21 protein-coding genes are annotated in these 22,238 nt (G+C 66.0%); 10 read left to right on the top strand and 11 right to left on the bottom strand.

Translation table 11 applies throughout. The features are described 5' to 3' along the window. Positions 1-23 precede the first annotated feature (23 nt). The 8 genes from ACO2Q5_RS15230 to ACO2Q5_RS15195 form a co-directional block, all read right to left on the bottom strand. Positions 24-905 (bottom strand): sugar kinase, encoded by an 882-nt coding sequence (locus tag ACO2Q5_RS15230; protein WP_423292538.1) that lies wholly within the window; start codon positions 903-905, stop codon positions 24-26. Further along, positions 902-2,368 (bottom strand): mannitol dehydrogenase family protein, encoded by a 1,467-nt coding sequence (locus tag ACO2Q5_RS15225; protein WP_423292536.1) that lies wholly within the window; start codon positions 2,366-2,368, stop codon positions 902-904. Before ACO2Q5_RS15225 ends, ACO2Q5_RS15230 begins: the two co-directional genes overlap by 4 nt. Further along, on the bottom strand, positions 2,365-3,582 hold the full coding sequence (gene uxuA, locus ACO2Q5_RS15220; RefSeq protein ID WP_423292534.1) for a mannonate dehydratase: 1,218 nt from the start codon (positions 3,580-3,582) through the stop codon (positions 2,365-2,367). The genes ACO2Q5_RS15225 and uxuA overlap by 4 nt, the downstream gene beginning before the upstream one ends. A gap of 28 nt (positions 3,583-3,610) precedes the next feature. Beyond that, entirely contained in the window at positions 3,611-4,669 is a 1,059-nt protein-coding gene (locus ACO2Q5_RS15215; protein ID WP_423292532.1) for an L-idonate 5-dehydrogenase, read from the bottom strand. An 8-nt stretch (positions 4,670-4,677) separates the two neighbouring features. Continuing rightward, positions 4,678-5,955: a TRAP transporter large permease gene (locus tag ACO2Q5_RS15210; protein ID WP_423292530.1), complete on the bottom strand. Its 1,278-nt coding sequence runs from the start codon at positions 5,953-5,955 to the stop codon at positions 4,678-4,680. Next, positions 5,955-6,464, bottom strand: a complete 510-nt coding sequence (locus ACO2Q5_RS15205; protein WP_423292528.1) for a TRAP transporter small permease — start codon at positions 6,462-6,464, stop codon at positions 5,955-5,957. Before ACO2Q5_RS15205 ends, ACO2Q5_RS15210 begins: the two co-directional genes overlap by 1 nt. Before the next feature lie 71 nt (positions 6,465-6,535). Next, positions 6,536-7,510 carry a TRAP transporter substrate-binding protein gene (locus ACO2Q5_RS15200; RefSeq protein WP_423292526.1) on the bottom strand — a complete coding sequence of 325 codons (975 nt, stop codon included), beginning with the start codon at positions 7,508-7,510 and terminating at the stop codon, positions 6,536-6,538. A 45-nt stretch (positions 7,511-7,555) separates the two neighbouring features. Continuing rightward, positions 7,556-8,233 carry a GntR family transcriptional regulator gene (locus ACO2Q5_RS15195; RefSeq protein WP_423292524.1) on the bottom strand — a complete coding sequence of 226 codons (678 nt, stop codon included), beginning with the start codon at positions 8,231-8,233 and terminating at the stop codon, positions 7,556-7,558. 191 nt (positions 8,234-8,424) lie between these two features. On the opposite strand from ACO2Q5_RS15195, the gene ACO2Q5_RS15190 reads away from it, so the two are divergent. From ACO2Q5_RS15190 to ACO2Q5_RS15180, 3 genes are all read left to right on the top strand, one after another. Beyond that, positions 8,425-8,820, top strand: a complete 396-nt coding sequence (locus ACO2Q5_RS15190; RefSeq protein ID WP_423292522.1) for a bactofilin family protein — start codon at positions 8,425-8,427, stop codon at positions 8,818-8,820. A gap of 143 nt (positions 8,821-8,963) precedes the next feature. Next, complete coding sequence (locus ACO2Q5_RS15185) at positions 8,964-9,413, top strand: thiol-disulfide oxidoreductase DCC family protein (protein WP_423292520.1); 450 nt, start codon at positions 8,964-8,966, stop codon at positions 9,411-9,413. Beyond that, entirely contained in the window at positions 9,410-11,035 is a 1,626-nt protein-coding gene (locus ACO2Q5_RS15180; protein WP_423292518.1) for a DUF4166 domain-containing protein, read from the top strand. The genes ACO2Q5_RS15185 and ACO2Q5_RS15180 overlap by 4 nt, the downstream gene beginning before the upstream one ends. A gap of 173 nt (positions 11,036-11,208) precedes the next feature. Here ACO2Q5_RS15180 and ACO2Q5_RS15175 read toward each other — a convergent pair whose 3' ends face one another. Next, a complete protein-coding gene (locus tag ACO2Q5_RS15175) occupies positions 11,209-12,090 on the bottom strand; it encodes a LysR family transcriptional regulator (protein WP_423292516.1) in 882 nt (293 codons plus the stop codon). Positions 12,091-12,204: 114 nt separating this feature from the next. Between ACO2Q5_RS15175 and ACO2Q5_RS15170 the strand changes: the two genes are divergently transcribed. The 7 genes from ACO2Q5_RS15170 to ACO2Q5_RS15140 all read left to right on the top strand — a co-directional run bounded on the left by ACO2Q5_RS15170 (position 12,205) and on the right by ACO2Q5_RS15140 (position 18,989). Continuing rightward, positions 12,205-12,840, top strand: coding sequence for an RraA family protein (locus ACO2Q5_RS15170; RefSeq protein ID WP_423292514.1), 636 nt, complete (start codon positions 12,205-12,207; stop codon positions 12,838-12,840). A gap of 62 nt (positions 12,841-12,902) precedes the next feature. Continuing rightward, positions 12,903-14,420, top strand: coding sequence for an ABC transporter substrate-binding protein (locus ACO2Q5_RS15165; RefSeq protein WP_423292512.1), 1,518 nt, complete (start codon positions 12,903-12,905; stop codon positions 14,418-14,420). Between the two features lie 64 nt (positions 14,421-14,484). Next, entirely contained in the window at positions 14,485-15,402 is a 918-nt protein-coding gene (locus ACO2Q5_RS15160; protein WP_423292510.1) for an ABC transporter permease, read from the top strand. After that, positions 15,395-16,303, top strand: a complete 909-nt coding sequence (locus ACO2Q5_RS15155) for an ABC transporter permease (protein WP_423292508.1) — start codon at positions 15,395-15,397, stop codon at positions 16,301-16,303. The genes ACO2Q5_RS15160 and ACO2Q5_RS15155 overlap by 8 nt, the downstream gene beginning before the upstream one ends. Before the next feature lie 4 nt (positions 16,304-16,307). After that, a complete protein-coding gene (locus ACO2Q5_RS15150; protein ID WP_423292506.1) occupies positions 16,308-17,930 on the top strand; it encodes an ABC transporter ATP-binding protein in 1,623 nt (540 codons plus the stop codon). Then, a complete protein-coding gene (locus ACO2Q5_RS15145; protein ID WP_423292504.1) occupies positions 17,914-18,459 on the top strand; it encodes a chromate transporter in 546 nt (181 codons plus the stop codon). The genes ACO2Q5_RS15150 and ACO2Q5_RS15145 overlap by 17 nt, the downstream gene beginning before the upstream one ends. Further along, on the top strand, positions 18,456-18,989 hold the full coding sequence (locus ACO2Q5_RS15140; RefSeq protein ID WP_423292502.1) for a chromate transporter: 534 nt from the start codon (positions 18,456-18,458) through the stop codon (positions 18,987-18,989). Before ACO2Q5_RS15145 ends, ACO2Q5_RS15140 begins: the two co-directional genes overlap by 4 nt. A 131-nt stretch (positions 18,990-19,120) precedes the next feature. Here the strand turns inward: ACO2Q5_RS15140 and ACO2Q5_RS15135 are convergent, their stop codons facing one another. Together ACO2Q5_RS15135 and ACO2Q5_RS15130 are read right to left on the bottom strand one after the other, a co-directional pair. After that, entirely contained in the window at positions 19,121-20,542 is a 1,422-nt protein-coding gene (locus tag ACO2Q5_RS15135) for an alanine/glycine:cation symporter family protein (protein WP_423292500.1), read from the bottom strand. A 172-nt stretch (positions 20,543-20,714) separates the two neighbouring features. Continuing rightward, positions 20,715-22,226, bottom strand: a complete 1,512-nt coding sequence (locus ACO2Q5_RS15130) for an inorganic phosphate transporter (protein WP_423292498.1) — start codon at positions 22,224-22,226, stop codon at positions 20,715-20,717. Positions 22,227-22,238: the final 12 nt, after the last annotated feature.

The following is a 22,238-nucleotide window of genomic DNA, read 5'->3' as shown; positions in this document are numbered from 1 at the left end:
CGGCATGTGGCGGGGACGCTGCGTCAGCCGAGGGCGCCCTTTCGTCCGATCACCTGTGAGGCGAGGGCATGGGCCGCCGCCGTGCAGGTTCCGGCATCCGCGGAAGAAAGCCGCGCGAACAGCCAACCGGCATTGAACGAGTCGCCTGCGCCGCTTGTGTCCACGGGCTCGACGGGCGTCAGCGGAACCTCAGTCAGCTGCCCGTCCATCGCCACCAGCACATTCCGGCCGCCATTCTTCACCACGACCTCGCGCCCTGCCTCCGCGCCATAGCGCCGCGCACAAGCAGCAAGGTCGGTGTCCCCGAACCACGCCGCCTCGTCATCGAAACTGGGCAGGACCACATCCGACAGGGCCGCCGCGCGCATGACCGTTGCCCGCATCGTCGCGGCATCCTCCCACAGCCGGGGGCGGAGGTTCGGGTCAAAGATGATCCGCCGCGTCCCGCCCCGTGCGTCTGTCAGCGCGGCAAACAGGCGGTCGCGCGCCGCGGGGGACAGGATGGCAAGGGTGATCCCGCTGAAATAGATCTGATCGGCCCAGCCAAGTGCGCGGTCCAGCGCGGCGCTGTCCTCGGCCAGCAGCTTGGCCGCCGAAGTCTCGCGCCAATAGGTGAAGCTGCGCTCTCCCTTGGTCAGCGAGATGGCGTAAAGGCCGGGGCCGCGGTCCGGGTCGCGCTGCAGGAAACCGGTGCCGATCCCCGCGGCGGCGATGAAGGTGGCAATCCGGTCCGAGAAGGGATCGGTGCCCAGCCGGGTCAGATAGGCCACCTGCGCCGCATCCCCGGCCAGCGCCCGGAAATGCCAAGCGGTGTTCAGCGTGTCGCCCGCCACATTCATCGCCCAAAGCGGCGCCTCTTCGGACAGTTCGATCATCGCCTCGCCGATCGACAGGAAACGGGTCATCGGCCGAACTCGCCTTCGCGCAGGATCGCGGTGGCCATGCCCTCGCGCTGGATCATGGCGACGATATCGGCCAGCGCGGTGCCGACCGCCCCCTGCGCCAGCGCGGGCGGCAGGATGTCCGGGCAGACCGCGGCCACTGCGGCCAGCGTGTCCGCCGGGGTTCGGGCCTTGGCCAGCGCGGCGCCCAGCAGGGCGGCCTTGGGGTCATCCACCGGGATCAGCGCGCCCGCGCTGTCGCGCCGCGTCAGATAGGCGATCCATGCGCCAAGCGCGAACAGGAACGGGCGCGGGGTGCGGCCCGCCGCAATGGCCTCCAGCGCCGCCGCGGTGATGCGCTGCGGCAGCTTCTGGGTGCCGTCCATGGTGATCTGCGCCGTGGCGTGGGCGATGGCGGGGTTCGCGAACCGCTCGGCCAAAGCCGCGGCATAGGCGCCAAGGTCGATGTTCAGACCCGTCACCGTGGCCGCCGCCGCCGCCAGATGACGCCGCACCAGCAGCGCATGCGCCGGATCGGCCATCACATCGCGGACATGGGTCTTGCCCGACAGCTGGCCGCTGTAGGCCAGCATCGAATGCGCCCCGTTCAGCATGCGCAGCTTCATCTGTTCATAGGGGGCCACATCGGCCACGAACAGGACGCCCGTCCGCTCCCACGCGGGGCGGCCCGCACAGAAACGGTCCTCCACCACCCATTGGGTGAATGGCTCGGTCTCGACCGCGGCCAGATCGTCATATCCGGTCAGCGACCGGGCGGTCGCGGCGGTGGTGTCGGTGGAGGCCGGGGTGATCCGGTCCACCATGGTCGAGGGGAAGGTCGCCTCGCGCCCGATCCAGTCAGCCAGCGCTGCATCCTCGGTCGCCTGTGCGAAATCCAGCACGGCGCCGCGCAGCTTTTGCCCGTTGTGCGAGAGGTTGTCGCAGCTGAGCACGGTGAACGGCCCGGTCCCGGCCGCCCTTCGCTGCGCCAGTGCCGCCACGATCAGCCCGATGACCCCCGCGGGCGCCGCGGGTTGCCGCAGATCGGCGGCCACCGCCGGATGCGCCCGGTCCAGCCGCCCTTCGCTGGTGATGCCATAGCCCTTTTCGGTGACGGTGATGCTGACGATCCGGCAGCCCGGATCGGTCATCGCGGCCAGCGCCTGTGCGCCGGTGTCCGGTCCCGCGATCACGCCCGCCAGCGCGCCGATCACGCGCGCCTGCGTCGCCGCGCCCCGCGTCACCAGCGTGTAGCGCCCGTCCTGCGGGTTCAGCGCCTCGGCCACGGCGGTGCCGCGCAGCGACACGCCGGTCACACGCCAGTCGCCGCCCGCCTGCGCCAGGGCATCATCGGTATAGGCCAGCAGATGCGCCCGGGCAAAGTTGCCAAGGCCCAGATGCACGATGCCCACCCCATGCGCCGTCGGGTCATAGGAGGGCCACAGCGCCGCGCCGCCCGCGGGGACAGCCGCCGAAAGCCGGGTCATTCTGCTGTCCGCACAGCCGGATGCGACAGCGCGGTCATGATCCCGCGCAGCTCTGCCAGCCCCTTCAGCCGCCCGATGGCCGGATAGCCCGGCTGTGCCTTGCGGTTCAGGTCGTCCAGAATGTCCTGCCCGTGGTCGGGGCGCATCGGGATCTGCCAGTCGGCCCGGCCCGCGGCCTTGCGGCGGGTCTCTTCGGCCAGAATGGCGGCGATCATCGCGACCATGTCCGTATTGCCCTCCAGATGCGCGGCCTCGTGGAAGGAGCCGCCCAGATGACGCTCTTCCAGCGCGACATTGCGCAGGTGCAGGAAATGCACCCGGTCGCCAAGCCGCCTCATCATCCCCGGCAGGTCATTATCCGCGCGTGCGCCCAGAGAGCCGGTGCAGAGGGTGATGCCGTTGGCGGGGATGTCCACCGCCTCGGTCACCGCCCGGTAATCCGCTTCGGTCGACATGATCCGCGGCAGTCCCAGCAGCGGGAACGGCGGGTCGTCGGGGTGGCAGCACAGCCGCATGCCGATTTCCTGCGCCAGCGGGCTGACCTCGGCCAGAAAGTCGATCAGATGGCGGCGCAGCGTCGCGGCCGAGATGTTGTCGTAATGCGCGAGATGGGTCTTCACATCCTCCATCGACATACGCTCTGCCGCACCGGGCAGGCCGAAGACGACGTTCCCGGCCAGCTCTTCCTTGCGGGCGTCGGACATGGCGGCAAAGCGGGCGCGGGCGGCCTCGGTCACCTCCGGGGTGTAATCCGCCTCAACCCCCTTGCGGCGCAGAAGGAACAGGTCGAAGGCCGCGAAATCCACCGCATCGAACCGCATGCAGGTGGCGCCATTCGACAGCCGGTAGGCCAGATCGGTGCGCGTCCAGTCCAGAATGGGCATGAAGTTGTAGCAGATCACCTCCAGCCCCGCCGCGCGCAGGTTGCGCATCGAGGTTTTCCAGTTCTCGATATGCAGCTTCCAGTCGCCGGTCTGCCGCTTGATGTCCTCGGACACCGGCAGGCTTTCGACCACCTCCCATTTCAGGCCCGAGGGCGCGCCGTCCTTCATCACCGAAAGCTGGCGCTGCCGTTCGGCAATCTCCTCAGGCGACCAGACGGCGGCGGTGGGCACATGGTGCAGCGCCGTCACGACGCCTTCGACCCCCGCCTGCAGCATGTCGTCTATGGATACAAGGTCTTTGGGTCCGAACCAGCGCCAGGTCTGTCTCATCTGTCTTCTTCCGTCAGTTCTGCCGCGTTCAGGCGCTGGCAAAGGAAAGTTGGACCTTGACCGATCTGGACCGGTCGCGGGCAATATTGAAGGCCTCGATCGCGTGGTCCGCCGGAAAAGTCGCGGTGATCATCGGGCGCGGATCAATCGCGCCAGAGCCGATCAGCGCCACCGCCTGCGCGAATTCCGCATCGAAGCGTTGTGAGCCGATGAAATGGATTTCCTTGCCCACCATCACGTTCAGCGGCATCGGCGTCGGCCCGGCCACGCCCACCTGCACCAGCGTGCCGCGCGGGCGCAGGCAGCTGATGGCATCGCGGATCGCGGGCGCCGCGGCGGAGCATTCGAAGACCAGATCGACCCGGCCCTTGCCCGCCTGCCACGGGGCCAGCCCGTCGGGGCTGGTGGCGGTGTTGACCGCATGATCGGCCCCCATGGCCCGCGCGATGGCAAGGGTCGCATCCTGAATGTCGGTCACGATGATCTCGGCCGCGCCGCGCTGGCGGGCGACGGCCACGCAGAGCGCACCGATGGGACCGGCGCCGGTGACCAGCACCGTCTTGCCCGCCAGATCGCCGCCGCGATTGGCCGCATGCAGGCAGACGGCCAAAGGCTCGGCACAGGCGGCGGCGCCGGGGTCTGTCCCTTCGGGCAGCACAAAGCATTGCCCTGCCCCAATTACCATCAGGTCACGGAACATGCCCTGCTGATGCGGCAGATACATGGCCGATCCCTTGAACTTCATCGCCACGCAATGAATGGGCAGGCCCTGCGTGCAGAATTCGCAAGTGCCGCAGGGATGCGAGGGGTTCATCGCCACCAGCTGCCCCACCGCCAGCCCCGTCACACCGGGGCCGATGGCTTCGATCCGGCCCGCGGCCTCATGACCCAGGATGATCGGCTCCTGCACGCGGATCGTGCCGATCCCGCCTTCCAGCCAGTAGTGCAGGTCCGATCCGCAGATGCCGCCGGCCAGCACGGCCACGCGGACCTCACCCGGCCCCGGATCGCTCGGGGGCTGGGTCTCCAGTCTCAGGTCCTCCTGCGCGTGCAGGCGGACGATACGGTTCCGGGGGGCGTCGCTCATCGTCATTCTCAGGGCATCAGGGTGTTGGGAAGCCAGGTCGCGAAGGGCGGGTAGTAGGATACCATCAGCAGCACGATGATGTTCGAGACGAGGAAGGGAAACACGGCCCGGATCACCCCCGCCAGCGGCACCCGCGCGATATTGCAGGCCACGAAGAGGCAGACGCCCACCGGCGGTGTGGTCAGCCCGATCATCAGGTTCAGCACCGCGAAAGTGGCGAAATGCAGCGGGTCGATGCCCACGCTGGTGGCCAGCCCCAGAAGCGGCACGAACAGGATGATCAGCGCAGCGATCGTCTCCATGAACATGCCGACGATCAGCAGCAGCACGTTGATCAGCAGGATCACAAGGATCGGGTTGTCGGTCAGCGTCAGCACCACCGAAACCAGCATCTGCGGAATCCGCTCGGACGCGAGGATAGAGCCGAAGACATTGGCAAAGCCCACCAGCGCCAGAATACCCGCTGAAGAGATCGCGCTGTTGATGACGATGGTCGGCACCTTGCGGATCGGCAGTTCGCGGTAGACGAAGGCGCCGACGATGAAGGCATAGATACAGGCGACGATGGCCGTCTCGGTCGGGGTGGCGATCCCGGTCAGCAGCCCGCCCAGGATCAGCCCGGTCATGGCCAGTGCCCAGAAGGCGGCCAGGAACGCGGCCACAAGCTCTTTCATCCCCTTCCATTCCTGACGGGGAAAGTTGTGGCGGACGGCAAGGACATAGCAGGTGATCGCCATGCAGACGCCCATCAGCACGCCCGGCACCGCACCGGCAAGGAACAGCTTGCCCACCGAAATGCCCGACAGCGCGCCCACGATGATCATGGGAACCGACGGCGGCAGCATCGGCCCGACGGTCGAAGAGGCGGCGGTGATTGCGGCGGCGAATTCGGGGGTATAGCCCGATTTCTTCATCCCCGGGATCATCACGCTGCCGGTTGCGGCCACATCGGCGACCGCCGTGCCCGAGACGCCGCCGAACATCATCGAATCCGCGACATTGGCCATGGCCAGACCGCCGCGCATCCAGCCCACCAGCGCATTGGCCAGCCGGATGATCCGCTCGGTGATGCCGCCGAAGTTCATCAGGTTGCCCGCAAGGATGAAGCCCGGAATGCAGAGCAGCACGAACACATCCATCCCCGCATACATCCGCTGCGGAATGGTCACCACGGGCATGCCCGCGGCAAGGATATAGGCCAGCGACGACAGGCCAAGGCAGACCGCGACCGGAACGCCGATGGCCAGCGTGCCGAAAAACACGGCCAGAAGAAGGAACAGATCCATTATTCGATGTCCTCAAGCGGTTGCGGACGGCCGGTGTCGGTGCCGGCAAGCATCCCGATCACGCGCAGGGTGGCGAACAGAAACAGCATCAGACCAAGGACCCAGACCGACGCATGGACCCAGCTCATCGGGATGCGCAGGGTGGGCGACAGCTGAAAGTTTCCGATCAGCGTGAACCGCCACGCGGGTTCGATCATCACCAGACCCATCAGGCCGGTGCCGATGACCGCGGCAAACCGCATCCACCAGGCAGCGGTGTCAGAGACCACCTCCTGCAGCAGGTCGACGTTGACCAGATCGCCCGTCGACAGCGCGATGCCGATGCCGAAGGCGGTCATATACAGCAGCAGATAGCGCGACAGTTCCTCGGTCCAGACCGGCGAGGACAGGCCGAAGGTGCGGGCGATGACCTGCAGCATCACCACCGCGATCAGGGTGAAGAAGGCGGCACCAATGGCCGCGCGGCAGATGAAGGTAAGAAGGCGTTGAAGACGGGCAAGCTGGGACATCAGGGGCGCACCTTTCGCCGGGCCTGTGCGGGCGCGAAGGCGCGCGCCGCATAGGGTCCGGACTGCGGACTTCAGTTGGCGAACAGGGTTTCGACCACCGGGCGGATGCTTTCGTGGACGCTCTTTAGCACGGCCTCGCGCGACCCTGCGGCAAAGGCGGTCTGATCGACTTCGACAAAAGTCATGCCCTTGGCTTCCAGATCCTTGCGGATCGCCTCTTCATCGGCCAGGAACTGCGCCCGCTCGAACTCCTGCGCCACGGCGGCGGCTTCCATCAGATGGGCCTGATCCTCGGGCGACAGACCCTGCCAGACCTGTTCGGCGATGGTCAGATAGATCCACGACCGCACATGCTCGGTCTGGTTCACATGGCTCTGCACCTCGTTCAGCGAGGCGGACTGGATCAGCGCCAGCGGGTTTTCCTGCCCAGCGATGGTGCCGTTCTGCAGCGAGGTGAACACCTCCGAGAAAGCCATCGGCGTCGGCTGCGCGCCAAGCGCCAGCCAGGTGTCCACGAACAACGGCACGTTCGGCACGCGCAGGCTCATCCGGTCCAGTTCGGCCGGGGTGGTGATGGCGCGGTTGGCCGTCAGGTTGCGCGGGCCGCGGGCGAAATAGGCCAGCGGGCGGATCTGCGCGGTCTCGATGATCTGCGCCTCGATCTGGTCGCCGATCTCGCCCGAGGCGACTTCGTCCATATGCTCCAGCGACTTATAGGCATAGGGCACCGCCAGCAGCGCGGCCATCGGCGCCCAGTTTTGCAGGCTTTCGCCGGTGATCGTCATCTCGACCGTGCCAAGCTGCATGCCGTTGATCAGGTCGATCTCGCGGCCCAGCGAGTCATTCGGATAGACCTCGACCACGATCCGGCCCTCGGTCCGGGCCTTCACCTCTTCGGCGAATTTCAGCGAGGCCTTGTGCCAGGAGTTCGCCTCATTGGCGAGGTGGCCGAGCTTGAGCGTCACTTCCTGCGCGGCGGCGGCCCCCGCCATCAGGGCGGCAATCGCGCAGCTTGCGGCAATGGTCTTGAAGGTGCTGAACGTCATGATTTCCTCCTCAGGATCTTGCGCCCACCGGACGGGGCCCGGTGGTCATTTGAAGTATTCGGGGTGTTCCTGCTTGATGACGGGCAGGTCCGTCAGGATGCCCTGCAGGTGCAGGCGCATGCCCCGGTCGGCGCGCGCGGGATCGCCGCCTTCGATGCCGTCAACGATTTCGGTATGTTGCGCGATCAGGCGGTCCACCGGGAAATGCATGCTGGACAGAAAGCGCACCCGGTCCATCTGCGCCTTCATCGCCACGACGACCTGCCAGGCCTTCGCTTTGCCCGCCGCCTCGGCCAGCGTGCGGTGAAAGAGTTCGTCGGCTTCCATGAAGTCGCGGGCCGATCCGCCGATCAGATGCTTTTGCCGCCCGATCTGGCCGCGCAGATCGGCGATCACCGCCGGATCGGTGCCCGCGCCCAGAAGTTTCACGATGTCGGCCTCGACCGCCTCGCGCACGAAGCGGGCATCCATCACATCCGAGAGCGAAATCTTGGCCACAAAGCTGCCGCGCTGCGGGCGGATCTCCAGCAGACCCTCATTGGCGAGTTTGATGAAGGCCTCACGCGCGGGCTGCCGGCTGATGCCGTATTGCTGCGCGACCTCTGCCTCAGAGATCCGCGCGCCCGGAGTCAGGACGTTGTCGATGATCGCCACGCGCAGCGCCGCATAAAGCTGGTCGACCACGCTGACATGCAGCGGCTGCAAGGTGCTGAGGTTTGGCATGAGTCTCTCCCTGTCCGCACAGATAACCATACTACCATACAAGTCAAGCCCGATCTCCGCGGACCTTCTCTGCGCGGCGCGCGGCGCCTTGCCGGTTTGGTGTCCCCTGCCCTGCGGGTCATTGCCGACAGGGGGCGGCGGCGACCGGGCCGCGTTGCCCTTCACGCCCGGGACTGATCCTGTCCGGCGCGATGAAACCACTCAGCGAACTGGAACACGGCGTGCCGCAAACTCCTTCCGAACCCACCCCCCTCTGGCCCGAGCCCGCCGCCGCCGCCCTGCCCCGCAGCGTGCTGGGCGGCGATCTGATCATCGAGGGGGATGTCACCTCCGAAGGGCCGGTGGACCTGCAGGGCCGCGTCATAGGCTCGGTCCGGGCGCCGGATGTGGTGATCGTCGGCAGCGGTCAGGTGGAAGGCGCCGTCACCGCGCATCAGCTTTCGGTGCAGGGCACGGTTTCCGGCCAGATCTCTGCCCGGCAAGTGCAGCTGGCGCCGGGGGCGGTGGTCCATGCCGATGTTGTGCATGAGCAGATCGCCATCGAAGCCGGGGCCGAGCTGGAGGGCCGCCTGCGCCGCCGCAGTTAAGCCTCCCGCCCTGCTGGTCCGGCCTGATGCCGGGCGGACAGGAGGGCAGCCGGACCGTCGGACATGGCCACGGCAAAGCTTGCCGCGCGGGTCCTCTGGCACGCGATTGCCACCGTCCGGGGTTTGGCAGATGATCCCGGACCATGAGCGAGCCCTATTCCTTCCGCGCCGATCCGGCGGTTCCGGAATTCGACGACAGCGCGCCGCTGGCGGTGATGGACGGCGAATGTGCGATCTGCAGCTGGGGCGCGCGGATGATCCATCGGCTTGACCGCTCCGGAACGGTGCGGATCTGTCCGATACAGAGCCCTCTTGGCGCCGCGCTCCTGCGCCATTACGGGCTGGTGCCGGAAGATCCGGCAAGCTGGCTCTTCATCGACCGCGGCGTGGCGCATGTCGATTTCGAGGCGGTGCTGCATGCCGGCCGCCGGTTCGGGGGTGCCGCGCGACTGGTCGGCATCCTGCGCATCTTTCCGAAGCCATTGCGGGACTGGCTCTACAAGCGGTTGGCGCGGAACCGTTATGCCCTCTTCGGCCGTGCCGATCTGTGCGGTCTGCCGGACCCCGGCCTTCAGAAAAGACTGCTGCGATGAAGGTCCTGATCCTGGGCGGCTATGGCGTCTTCGGGGAGAGGCTGGCACGGCTGCTGGTCCGTGACCGGCACGACGTCACCGTGGCGGGCCGCGATGCGGTCAAGGCGCAGCGGCTGGCCGATGAACTGGGCTGCGCGGCCTTGCGGATGGACCGACGCACCGATCTGCATCTGCTGGCTGGCCATGAGGTGGTGGTCGATGCGGCGGGGCCGTTCCATACATATGGGGACGATCCCTATCGCCTGCCGCGCGCGGCGATTGCCGCAAGGCTGCATTACCTCGACCTTTCGGACAATGCAGAATTCTGTGCCGGGATCATCACGCTGGATCCCGAGGCACGGGCGGCAGGGGTCTGCGTCCTTTCCGGCCTGTCCTCTGTTCCTGCGCTGTCGAGTGCGGCCGTGCGTGCGCTCTCAGGCGATGCGGTGCCGCAAGTGATTGAAAGTGCGATCCTTCCCGGCAATCGCAGCCCGCGCGGTCTTTCCGTCATGACCTCGATCCTCTCGCAGGCCGGTAAGCCGATGCGGGTCTGGCGGGGCGGCAGATGGACAAAGGACACCGGCTGGTCCAAGCCGCGCCGCTACCGTTTGCCCGGGGGCCTGATCCGGCAGGGCTGGCACATCGCGGTCCCCGACCAGATGCTGTTCCCCGCACATTTCGGTGCCCGCTCGGTCGAGTTCCGCGCCGGGCTTGAACTGGCGGTGATGCGCTATGGCCTTGCGGCTTTTGCCGCCCTGCGCCGCTGGTTCCGGATCCCGGTCACGCCGTTGGTCGTGCGCGGCTTCAAACTGGCCGCCGATCTGCTGGCACCTTTCGGCAGCGGGCGCGGGGGCATGTCGGTCATGGTGATCGTGGAGCAGGAACGCCGGTTCTGGCGCCTTCTGGCCGAGGAGGGGGATGGCCCCTTCATCCCGTCCATTGCCACGCGCGCCCTGCTGCGCCGCGCCGCGCTGCCGGTCGGGGCCCGACCTGCGCTGGAGGCGGTCACCCTTGAAGAGGCGGAAGCCGCCATGTCCGATCTGCGGGTGCGCATGGAACGGCAGACCGAAGCTGCAATCCCCCTCTTCGCCCGTGTCCTCGGCGCCGATTTCGAGGGCCTGCCAAAGGCGATCCGGGCATCGCATCAGACGGTCGATGTCAGCCACTGGCGGGGCCGCGCCTCGGTCCGGCGCGGCAATGGCCTCTGGAGCCGGTTTCTGGCCGGCCTGTTCGGCTTTCCGCCGGAAGCCGCGGATGTTGATGTCGCGGTCATCAAAACCGTCACCACGAAGGGTGAAACCTGGCGGAGACGCTTCGGGACCCGTGTCTTCCGTTCGCATCTTGCGCCGTCGGATCGGGGCATGACCGAAAGCTTTGGTCCGTTCACCTTTGATCTCGGCCTGCAGGTCGAGGCGGGGGCGCTGCACTATCCGGTGGTTTCCGGCCGGCTTGGCCCGCTGCCCCTGCCGCGCTGGTTTCTGCCGGTCTCGATCGCGCAGGAACGGGTCATCGACAACCGCTTTTGCTTCGACGTAAAGATCCTTGCCCCGGTAACCAAAGGGCTGCTCGTCCATTATTGCGGATGGCTTGCAGACGCGGACGCCGGATGCAGGGCCGATGCGGACAGGGCAGAGTTGCCATAACTGCCGGCGCCAAACCTGCCCCCGGATTTCGTCCCAAAGAACAGGGACCATACCGGATAGCATGAGACGCCTGTCCGGTATCGGCCGGGGCTGTGTGGGAAAGCCATGCTTCGCAGTGGCAGCGGCCGCTCATCTGGACATTGACCCGATCGACCTTGGCCAGCCCGCTCCATTCAAAGGACGCGTATCTCCTCGCAAAGCGCGGCAATCTGGGCGTAGAATTCCCGATGATAATCATTGCGATAGGTCATATAATAGGTCAGCGCAGGCAGGGGCAGCGGGCATGCCACTTCCACCAGGCGTCCTGCCTGGACCATGTGACTGAAAAATGTTGCGGGAAGCATGGTGATGCCCATTCCGTTGGCCGCCATCTCGGCCAGTGCGCCCATGTTGTTGCAATTGATCTTTCGCGCGAACTGCAGCTTCTCGTTCTCGAGGATCTTGTAGAGCATCGGGCGGAGCACCGACCCCGGCGATTGCGCAAGAAGGGTCATCGACAGCAGCTCTTCCATCGTCAATCGCGCGCGGCCAGCCATCAGCGCAGGGCTGCACATCCACGCCATGGGGATGTCGCCCAGAGGCGCGTTGATGAACTGCGGTTGCATCGAGCTGCGGGGGCAGATGACGAAATCGTTGCGCCGCTCCGTCAGCCCCTCGATCAGCGCGTTGGTCAGGTTGATGTCGGTCTCCACCTCGACCTCGGGGAAGGTTTCGGCCATGGCGGTCAGCAGCTTCGGCAGCCACGACATCGCCACCAGATCCGTCGCCCCCAGACGAATGCGCAGGGGTAAGGGCGCCCGGCCCCGTGCCGTCTGCACCAGCTGGTCATTCAGCCGCAGCATGCGATAGGCGATCTCGCGCACTGCCTCGCCCCGGGCGGTCAGCACCGACTGGCGGCCATCGCGCAGGAACAGGGGTTCGGGGAACTGGCCTTCCAGCTCGGCAATCCGCTTGGAAATGGTGGATTGGGTGACGTGCAGATATTCGGCCGCGGCCTGAAAGCTGCCCAGCTGATCGGACCAGTAAAGCGCTTCAAGCTGCTTGATCGTGAACATGACGACAGATGAAAAAAACGAATGTGGTGAGGTGCATTAATATCGTTTTTCGACAGGACGCAACAGGTGCATTGTGCCGCCCAGTGGTTGGAGGACCACCACTTCGGAGGGACCATGACAATTCAGGAAAACCCCGCGGCACCGCAGGTGCCCGCCGATCTGCTGCGCGCCTATGACGGCACGGCCAGTTCGATCATCAGCGATTGCCTTGACCGGCTGCCGGGGGCCGTGGGCCTTCTGCCCTATCACGCGGGGCTGACGGTGGTGGGCACGGCTTTCACCATCCGCACCCGTGCAGGCGACAATCTGGCGATCCACAGGGCGCTGGATCTGGCGCGGCCGGGCGATGTGCTGGTGGTGGATGGCGGAGGAGATGTGGCCCATGCGCTGATCGGAGAGATCATCGTGCAGAAGGCCATGGCGGGCGGGCTGGCAGGCTTTGCCATCGACGGGGCGATACGCGATGTGGATGCGATCCGCGGGCTGCCGTTGCCGGTCTATGCAAAGGCCGTCACCCATCGCGGCCCCTACAAGACGGGGCCGGGCGTGCTGAACGTGCCGGTTGCCCTGGGCGGGATGGTCGTCATGCCGGGCGACCTAATTCTGGGCGATGCGGACGGGATCGTCGCGCTGTCCCCGTCCCGGGCCGCCGAGATCCTGCCCGCCGTGCGCGCCAAGGAGGAGCATGAGCGCGCCAAGATCGCGGAAATCCGCGGCGCTATCGACGCCCGCAGCCGCAAGGCCGGCTGACCGCCAGAACATCTTGGCGGGCAGACCGCCAGACACCCATTGTCGTCCAGAGGGAGGAACTCATGCGACACCAGACCCTGCTCGCCGCGACTGCGGCGGCGATCTTCTCGTTCTCGGGGCAGGCCTTTGCCGAAGCCGCCACCGAAGTGACCATCGTCCTGCCCGCCGGGCCTGACCGGCTGGACCCGTGTGAGACGCCCCGGTCGGTGATCGGGCGGATCATCAAGCAGAACGTCGTCGAAACGCTGGTCGAGCTGAACTATCAGGACGGCTCGATCCTGCCGCGGCTGGCCGAAAGCTGGGTGCAGGACAGCCCCACGCAATGGACGTTCAAGTTGCGCCCGGGCGTGACTTTCCACGACGGTGCACCCTTCGATGCGGCCTCGGTCATCTATACGATGGAACGCACCATCGACCCGGCGCTGACCTGCATCACCCGCACCAAGTATTTCGACGGGGTCGAGATCACGGCGGAAGCCGTCGACCCCCTGACCGTGCGCTTTACCACGGCCAAGCCCAGCCCGATCCTGCCCACGCTTCTGGCGCAGATGGCGATTTCCTCGCCCAACACGCCGAAGGGCGTCTATACCGAAACGCCCATCGGAACAGGACCTTACAAGTTCGACCACTGGACGCAGGGGCAGGAGGTGGTCATCACCCGCGCCGATGCCTATTGGGGCGACGCGCCCGCGATCACCAAGGCCACCTATGTCTGGCGGGCGGAATCCTCGGTCGTGGCGGCGATGGTGGCCACGGGCGAGGCGGATCTGGCTTTCTCCATCGCGCCGCAGGATGCGACCGATCCGGTGATGGACAAGGTCTATCCCAATTCGGACAGCGCCATGTTCCGCCTGTCGGTGGATATCCCTCCGCTGAACGACATCCGTGTCCGCAAGGCGATCAATCTGGCCATCGACCGGCAGGCTTTCCTCGGCACGATCATCTCGGATCAGGCGACGCTGGCGACGCAGCAGGTGGGGCCGAACGTCTTTGGCTGGAACCCGGACCTGACCCCGTGGGAATATAACCCCGAAGAGGCGATGCGCCTTCTGGAAGAGGCCCGCGCCGATGGTGTGCCGGTCGATACCGAAATGCGGCTGATCGGCCGTCCGGCGATGTTCGCCAACAGCAATGAATTTGTCGAGGCCGTGGGCGAGATGCTGCGCGCCGTGGGCCTGAACGTGAACATCGAAACGCTGGAGATGTCGCAATGGCTGGAGGTGGCGAACAAACCCTTCGACCCCGCGCGCCGTCCGAACATCTTCCTGACGATGCACGACAATAACTCGGGCGATGCGGCCTTTACCGTCTACTTCAAGTATCACTCCAACGGCCGCCAAAGCGAGCTGCACGATCCCGAACTGGATGCGCAGATCGAAACCGCGGCCACCCTGTCCGGTGACGACCGCGCGGCGGCCTATCATGAGGTCTTCCGCAAGATTTATCAGGACATCGTGTCGGATGTGCCGCTGTTCCACATGGTCAATTACATGCGGATCGGGCCGCGGGTGGATTTCACCCCCACCATCGCCAATGCAGTCGAACTCCAGCTGGCCCAGATCAAGCTGACCGGCAAGTAAGCCCTTCGCGCCGGGCCGTTTTGGCCCGGCGCACCTTTCGACCGATGCACCGGAGGAGGATGCCTTGGGACGTTTCATTTTCGGCCGATCGCTGCAAAGCGTGATCTCACTGGTCTTTCTGGTGATGCTGGTCTTCTTCATCGCCCGGCTGACCGGCTCGCCCGCCGCGCTTTACCTGCCGCCCGAGGCAACGCAGGAGCAGATCGACGCCTATAACGCGCTGCACGGGTTCAATGATCCGATCTGGACCCAGTTCGTGAACTTCCTTGGCGGCATCCTGCAGGGCAATCTGGGCGAGAGCCTGCGCTTTTCTCGCCCGGCGCTGGATGTCGTGCTGGAGGCTTTCCCGACCACGCTGGCGCTGGCCGCCGTCACCATGCCGCTGGTGCTGCTGATTGCCATCGTGACCGGCGCGCTGGCCGCATGGCGGCCCGGCGGTCTCTTCGACCGGCTGGCCAGCCTGATTTCCCTGATCGGCGCCAGCACGCCGAATTTCTGGGTGGCCATCGTCGGTGTCATCGTCTTCGCGGTCACTCTGGGCGTGCTGCCGACTTCGGGCACCGGGACGTGGAAGCACTGGATCCTGCCGGTGGCGGTGCTGACCCTGCGCCCGGCGGGGGTGCTGGTGCAGGTCATGCGCACCTCGATGATGACCGCGCTGTCTTCTGTCTATGTCAAGGCGGCCAAGGCCAAGGGCGTGAAGGCGCGGTCGATCATCTTTGTCCATGCCCTGCGCAATTCGCTTTTGCCGGTGATCACCGTCGCCTCCGATCAGGCGGCGGGCATCCTGAACGGCGCGGTGATCGTCGAGACCGTCTTCGGCTTTCCCGGCATCGGCAAGCTGATGATCGATTCCGTCCTGCTGCGCGATTTCGCGGTCATTCAGGCGGCGATCCTTGTCTCGGCGCTGGCCGTCTTCATCCTCAACATTCTGGTGGATTTGTCCTATGCGCTCATCGACCCTCGGATCCGTCATGGCTGACGTGTCCCTTGCGCCTCCGCGCCCGCGTTCGACCCTGCGGATTGTCCTGTCCTCTCTGCTCCGCGACAAGTTCGCCCTGGCGGCGGCGGTTTTCCTGACGCTGGTGCTCATCTGCGCGATTTTCGGGCCTTGGCTTCTGGCGGAACAGGCCCGCGCCCTGAACCTGAAGGGCCGCAACATGCCCCCCTTCTCGCTGGAGGCGGGATGGATGTTCATCCTTGGCGGCGATGCGCTTGGCCGCAGCCTTCTGGCGCGGATCGTGGTGGCCAGCCAGAATACGCTGCTGATCGCCGGTTCCGCTGTGATGCTGTCGCTGGTCGTTGGCGGCTTTCTGGGGCTGGTCGCGGGCTATCGCGGCGGCTGGATCGGGGCGGTGCTTCTGCGGCTGGCCGATGCGATCATGTCCTTTCCGTCCATGCTCCTGGCGGTCATCGTCCTCTTCGTCTTCGAGCCGGGCGTCACGAACGTCATCCTCGTCCTTGCCATCTCGCGCATCCCGATCTTCATGCGCACCGTCCGGGCCGAGGTGCTGGAGCTGAAAAGCCGCATGTTCGTGACCGCCGCCCGCGCCATGGGGGCCAAGACGAACCGCATCCTGCTCTTGCACATCGCGCCGATGATCCTGCCCACCATCATCAATCTGGCCGCGCTGGAGATGGCCTTCGTGATGCTGGTGGAATCGGGCCTGTCGTTTCTGGGCATCGGCATCCAGCCGCCCGAGGTGACTTGGGGCCTGATGGTGGCCGATGGCCGCAACTATCTGGGTTCGGCATGGTGGCTGGCCTTCTGGCCGGGGCTGGCGATAATGCTGGTCGCCATGTCGCTGAACCTTCTGACCAACTGGCTGCGCATCGTGACCGACCCGGTCGAACGGTGGCGCCTTGAAACCGAAGCGAGGTAAGCCCATGGCCCCCCTTCTTTCCGTCCGCAATCTGTCGATCCAGTTCCCCTCGCGCGCCGGTGTGGTCCGTGCTGTGGAGGATGTCAGCTGGGACGTGTCCCCCGGCGAAACGCTTGCCATCCTTGGCGAAAGCGGATCGGGCAAATCGGTCAGCGCCTCTGCCGTGATGAACCTGATCGAGACGCCGCCCGCCGTGATCTCACAGGGGGAAATCCTGTTCGCGGGGCGCGATCTGCTGACGGCGGATGCCGAGACCCGCAGGCAGGTGAACGGCAAGCAGATCTCGATGATCTTTCAGGATCCGCTGGCCGCGCTGAACCCGGTCTATTCCATCGGCCGCCAGATCTCCGAGACGATGCGGGTGCATGGTATCGACCCGGACACCGCCGACAAGCGGGTGGAGGAATTGCTGACCCGCGTCGGCATCCCGGACGCGGCGCGGCGCAAGCATGATTATCCGCATCAGTTTTCCGGCGGGCAGCGCCAGCGGATCATGATCGCCTCGGCCATCGCGCTGAAGCCGCAGCTTCTGATCGCCGATGAGCCGACCTCGGCGCTGGATGTGACGGTGCAGGCGCGGGTTCTGGACTTGCTGAAGGAAATCCAGACCGAAGACGGCATGGCCATGGTGCTGATCACCCATGATTTGTCGGTGGTCGAACGGGTGGCGGATCAGATGGTGGTCATGCAGCAGGGGCGGATCGTGGAGCGCGGCCCGGCGCGGCAGGTGCTGGCCGATCCGCAGCATGACTATACGCGGCGGCTGGTCTCCTCCATTCCCGGACGCCACGGGTTTTCCGCGGCCCCGGGGGTTGCGGGTGCCCCGCTTCTGGAGGTGCGCGATGTCAGCCGGGTCTATGGCAGCCCGTCGCGCGGGTTCCTGTCGCTGAAGGGCGCGGCCCCGGTCCGCGCGGTGGATGGTGCCAGCTTTACTATGGCGCGGGGGGAGACGCTGGGCGTTGTGGGCGAATCCGGTTCGGGCAAATCCACCCTTGCGCGGATGATCCTTGGGCTGGACGCCCCCACCACCGGGACGATCCGCTATGACGGAAAGCCCACCCAAGGGCTGTCCGAGGCTGATGAGCTTGCCCTGCGGCGCCGGGTGCAATTCGTGTTTCAGGATCCGACGGCCTCGCTGAACCCCCGGATGAAAGTGGGCCAGATCATCGCCGAGCCCTGGGCGATCCATCACGGCGTTCTGCCCCGCAGCCAATGGCGGGGCCGGGTGGAGGAATTGCTGGAACAGGTCGGCCTGAACCCAGACCATGCCGACCGCCACCCGCATCAGTTCTCGGGCGGACAGCGCCAGCGTATCGCCATTGCCCGCGCGCTGGCCCTGAAGCCCGAACTGATCGTCTGTGATGAAGCTGTCTCGGCGCTGGATGTCTCGATTCAGGCGCAGGTGATTGATCTGCTGAAGGATCTGCGCCGCAACCATGGCCTGTCCTACATCTTCGTCGCCCATGATCTGGCGCTGGTGCGCGACTTCGCCACCTCGGTTCTGGTGATGTATCGCGGGCAGATCGTCGAGCAGGGACCGGTGGAGGCGGTGTTCGACCGTCCGCAGCATGATTATACAAAGGCGCTGCTGGCGGCCAGCGGGGGCGGGCTTGGACGGGCGGCCTGACCCCACTTTGGCGCGCCTGTTGCTGACCTGCCTGAAGATCGGCAGCCTCAGCTTTGGCGGCGGGTTGTCCGGCTGGCTTTACCGTGAATTCGTGGTCAACACCGGCTGGGTGTCCGAGGATGATTTCGCCGCCACGCTGACGCTGGCGCAGATCATGCCGGGGGCGAATGTGGTCAATCTGGTGGCCTGTCTGGGCGAGCGTCTGGGCGGGCCCCGGGCGGCGCTTGTCTGCACCCTTGGGTTCATCCTGCCGCCGGTCGTTTCGGTCGTGGTGTTGGCCGAGGTGCTGGACCGCGTGGCAACCGCCCCGTGGGTGGAGGCTGCGCTGGCCGGGCTGGCCTATGCCGCCTTGGGCCTTTTGCTGCAAATCTGCTGGCGCGGCTTTGCGCGGTTCCGCCGGACGCCGTGGCAGGTGCTGGTCTGTCTGGCGGTCCTGTGTGCCGTCGCCGTCGCGCAGCTGTCCGTTCTTGCCGCGGTGGCGCTGATCGCGCCGGTCAGCATCCTGATCGCCGCACGAGAAGTGCCATGAACGCGCTTCTGGACCTTCTGCGCGAGATGGTGCCCCTGTCGCTGGTGTCCTTCGGTGGCGGCACGGCAATCATTGCGCAGCTGGAGGTGATCGCCGTGCGCCAGCATGGCTGGATGACCGCGCAGGAGTTCCTGCACGCCTTCGCCGTGACCCGGGTGGCTCCCGGTCCCGGCACCACGCTGTCCACCCTGATCGGCTGGCATGTCGCCGGGTTCTGGGGCGCGCTTGTGGCATCGCTGGCGATCTACGCGCCGTCCACCCTGCTGTGTTACACGGTCTACCGCTGGTCGAACGGGCACCGGCAAAGCCGCTGGTATCAGATCCTACAACGCGGGCTGGCGCCGGTGGGCATCGGCCTTGTCGCGGCGGGGGTGATGTCGCTGTTCCGGGTGGCCGGGGGCGGCTGGCTCGCCCCCGCCGTCGCGCTCGTGGTGCTGCTGATGCTGGAGCTGCGGCCGAAAACCGGCATCCTTTCGGTTTTACTCCTCGGGGCAAGTCTCGGTGTCATCCACCATCAGCTGCTGGGTTGACGGATGGGCAGCAACAGTCGTGCTGGCCATCTATACCGTGGCGCAATCTCAGGCGTGTATGACGTCAGTCGCCAGCTGCAATCGGCCCCGCGCCGAAGGGTAACGCCCTCCGGCGCGGGGCCCGTTTGCCATCAATCCCAGATCTGGTGATCGACCCCTTTGCTGATCGCGGGATGTTCGACCGCGCGGAACTTCGGGGTCAGCCCTGCCTTGCGCTGTTCGAAGTAGTTGCGGGTCAACGCCACCACCGTGCCGGAAAGCGCAAGGATCGCGATCAGGTTGATCGTCGCCATCAGCCCCATCGACGCATCGGCAAGGTCAAACACCGTCGCCACCGCCTGCAGCGCGCCCCAGACCACCATGACCAGCACAAGGCAGCGCAGCACCATCAGCCCGGTCTTGTTGCCGATGCCCAGGAAGGACAGCGCCATTTCGGAATAGGCGTAGTTCCCGATGATCGAGGTGAAGGCAAAGAAGAAGATCGCCACCGCCACGAAGATCGGACCGACGCTGCCGATATGGTCGGCCAAGGCCGATTGGGTCAGCTGGGTGCCGGTCAGCTCGCCCCCCGGAGCATAGACACCCGACAGCAGGATCATCAGCGCGGTTGCCGTGCAGACGAGGATCGTGTCGATGAACACGCCGAAGGCCTGCACGAAGCCCTGGCTGGACGGGTGATGCGGGTTCGGCGTTGCGGCGGCCGCGATATTGGGTGCGGATCCCATGCCCGCCTCGTTCGAGAAGAGGCCGCGCTTGACGCCGTTCAGCATCGCCGCCGCGACGCCTCCGGCCACACCGCCCGCCGCCTCGGCGAAGCCAAAGGCGTTGCCGATGATGTGCCACAGCATCGCGGGCACTTCGGTGATGTTCAGGATGACGACGATGATCGCGACCAGCAGATAGATTCCGGCCATGAAGGGCACGACATATTCTGCGACCTGCGCGATCTGGCGGATACCGCCGAAGATCACCACGGCGGTCAGCACGGCCAGACCAAGCCCGGTGGCGATCTTGGGCAGGCCGAAGGCGCCCTGCATGGCATCCGCGATGGAATTCGCCTGAACCGCGTTGAACACCAGCCCGAAGGACAGGATCAGACAGACCGAGAACACCGCGCCCAGCCAGGGCATCCCCAGCCCCTTCGCGATGTAAAAGGCCGGCCCACCGCGATAGACCGCCGAGGCATCGGTTTCGTCCTTCGTCTTGTAAAGCTGCGCCAGAGTCGATTCCGCATAGGCCGTGGCCATGCCGACAAAGGCCACGATCCACATCCAGAAGATCGCCCCCGGCCCGCCCAGGACCAGCGCCACCGCGACGCCCGCGATGTTGCCGGTGCCGACCCGCGAGGCGAGGCTGGTGCAAAGCGCCTGAAACGGCGAGATCCCCTGCCGGTCGCTGGCCGGTGCGGCGGTGATCGAACGGATCATTTCGCCGAAATGCAGCACCTGCTGGAATCGCAACCGGATGGTGAAATAGATCCCCACCGCGATCAGCCCGTAGATCAGCACATAGCCCCAGAAGACAGTGTTCAGGAAACCGATGATCGTCGTCATGCCCCAGACCTTCACTGTTGGAATTCACAGATCTGTTACGGTAAACGCTAGTTTGCGCGAGGCCAGAAAATTCTTCTCCAGCGGGTCGTTGCAGGACAATGGGATGACCCCTGTTAAGGGCCGTCCCAATTGCTGGCCGCCGGGCTGTCCCGGTGGTGGCTGTCAGGGCGGCCTAGTTGATCGCAACATCCTGCAGGCGTCCCAGCAAAAGGAACAGCAGGCCCGCGACTGTCGCGGTGGCGGGCACGGTGATGATCCAGGCCGCGACGATGGTCATGAAATGCGAGCGGCGGACCAGCTTGCGGCGCTGGCGCTCCTCGACCGCCATGTCGGGCAGGGTGATGGCACCCGCCATCTGCCGCATCCGGCGTGCCTCGACCGCCTCGCGGAAGAAGCCCACGCCGAAGATGCCGCCAATGGCGATATGGGTGGAGCTGACGGGAAGGCCCAGCCAGCTGGCCGCGATGACGGTGACCGCGGCCGACAGCGCCACGCAATAGGCCCGCATCGCGTTCAGCTTGGTGATCTGAACGCCCACCATGCGGATCAGACGTGGCCCGAACAGCATCAGACCCAGAGAGATGCCGAAGGCGCCGATCACCATCACCCAATGCGGCACGGCGATCTGGCCGCCTTCCCCCGCAGGTCCCAGGGTGGAGGCGATGGCGGCCAGCGGCCCGATGGCGTTCGACACGTCATTGGCACCATGGGCAAAGCTCATCAGTGCGGCCGAAAGGACCAGCGGCAGCTGGAACAGCACTTTCAGCGACTTGTTGCGGTTCTCCAGCCCCTGCGCGCGGTTGCGGATATAGGGGTGCGCGGCGGCATAGGCGAGGATGGCGCAGGCGCTGCCGATCAGCACCGACTGGCCCAGGGTGACGTCAAACAGATGCTTCAACCCTTTCAGCGCCAGATAGGTCGCGAAGGCCCAGCTCATCACCGCGATCAGCACCGGCACCCAGACCCGCGCGGCGGCGATCTTGTCGTCGCGGTCGATGATCAGCCGATGCACCACCCACAGCGCCCCGGCGGCCATTGCACCGCCCAGCACGGGCGAGACGATCCAGCTGAGCGCAATGCGCGACATGCCGGGCCAATCCACCGCCCCGAAGCCTGCCGCCATGATCCCCGCCCCCGCAACCCCGCCGACGATGGCATGGGTGGTTGAGACCGGGGCCCCCAGCCAGGTGGCGAGGTTCAGCCACAGGGCCGAAGACAAAAGCGCCGCCATCATCGCGGTCACGAAGACGGAATCGTCTGCAAGGCTTGCCGGGCTGACGATGCCGCTGGCGATCGTGTCCACCACATCGCCCCCCGCGATCAGCGCGCCCGCCGTCTCGCAGATGGCAGCGACGATCAGGGCGCCGGACATGGTCAGCGCATTCGCCCCTACCGCCGGGCCCATGTTGTTGGCCACGTCATTCGCACCGATGTTCAGCGCCAGATAGGCCGCGAAGGCCGAAGCGACGACGATCACCAGACTGCCCGACCCACCCCCGGTGATCAGCCCGCCCCACAAAGCCGCCAGCGCCACGAAGACCAGCGCGATCCCCACCGCGACCAAGGGCTGCGAGACATAGGTGGTCGCCAGCTCCACCCGCGAAATCCGGTTGAGGTCGCGGTCCAGGATCTGCCAGCCCGGCTCGGGCTGATCGCGCAGGCGCGGGTCGTTCAGGTCAGTCATGGGATGGGGTCC

The organism is Neotabrizicola sp. VNH66 (genome assembly GCF_049445895.1).
Classification (GTDB): domain Bacteria; phylum Pseudomonadota; class Alphaproteobacteria; order Rhodobacterales; family Rhodobacteraceae; genus Pseudogemmobacter.
The sequence above is the reverse complement of the archived record's forward strand: the minus strand, read 5'-3'. Positions and strand labels throughout refer to the sequence as shown.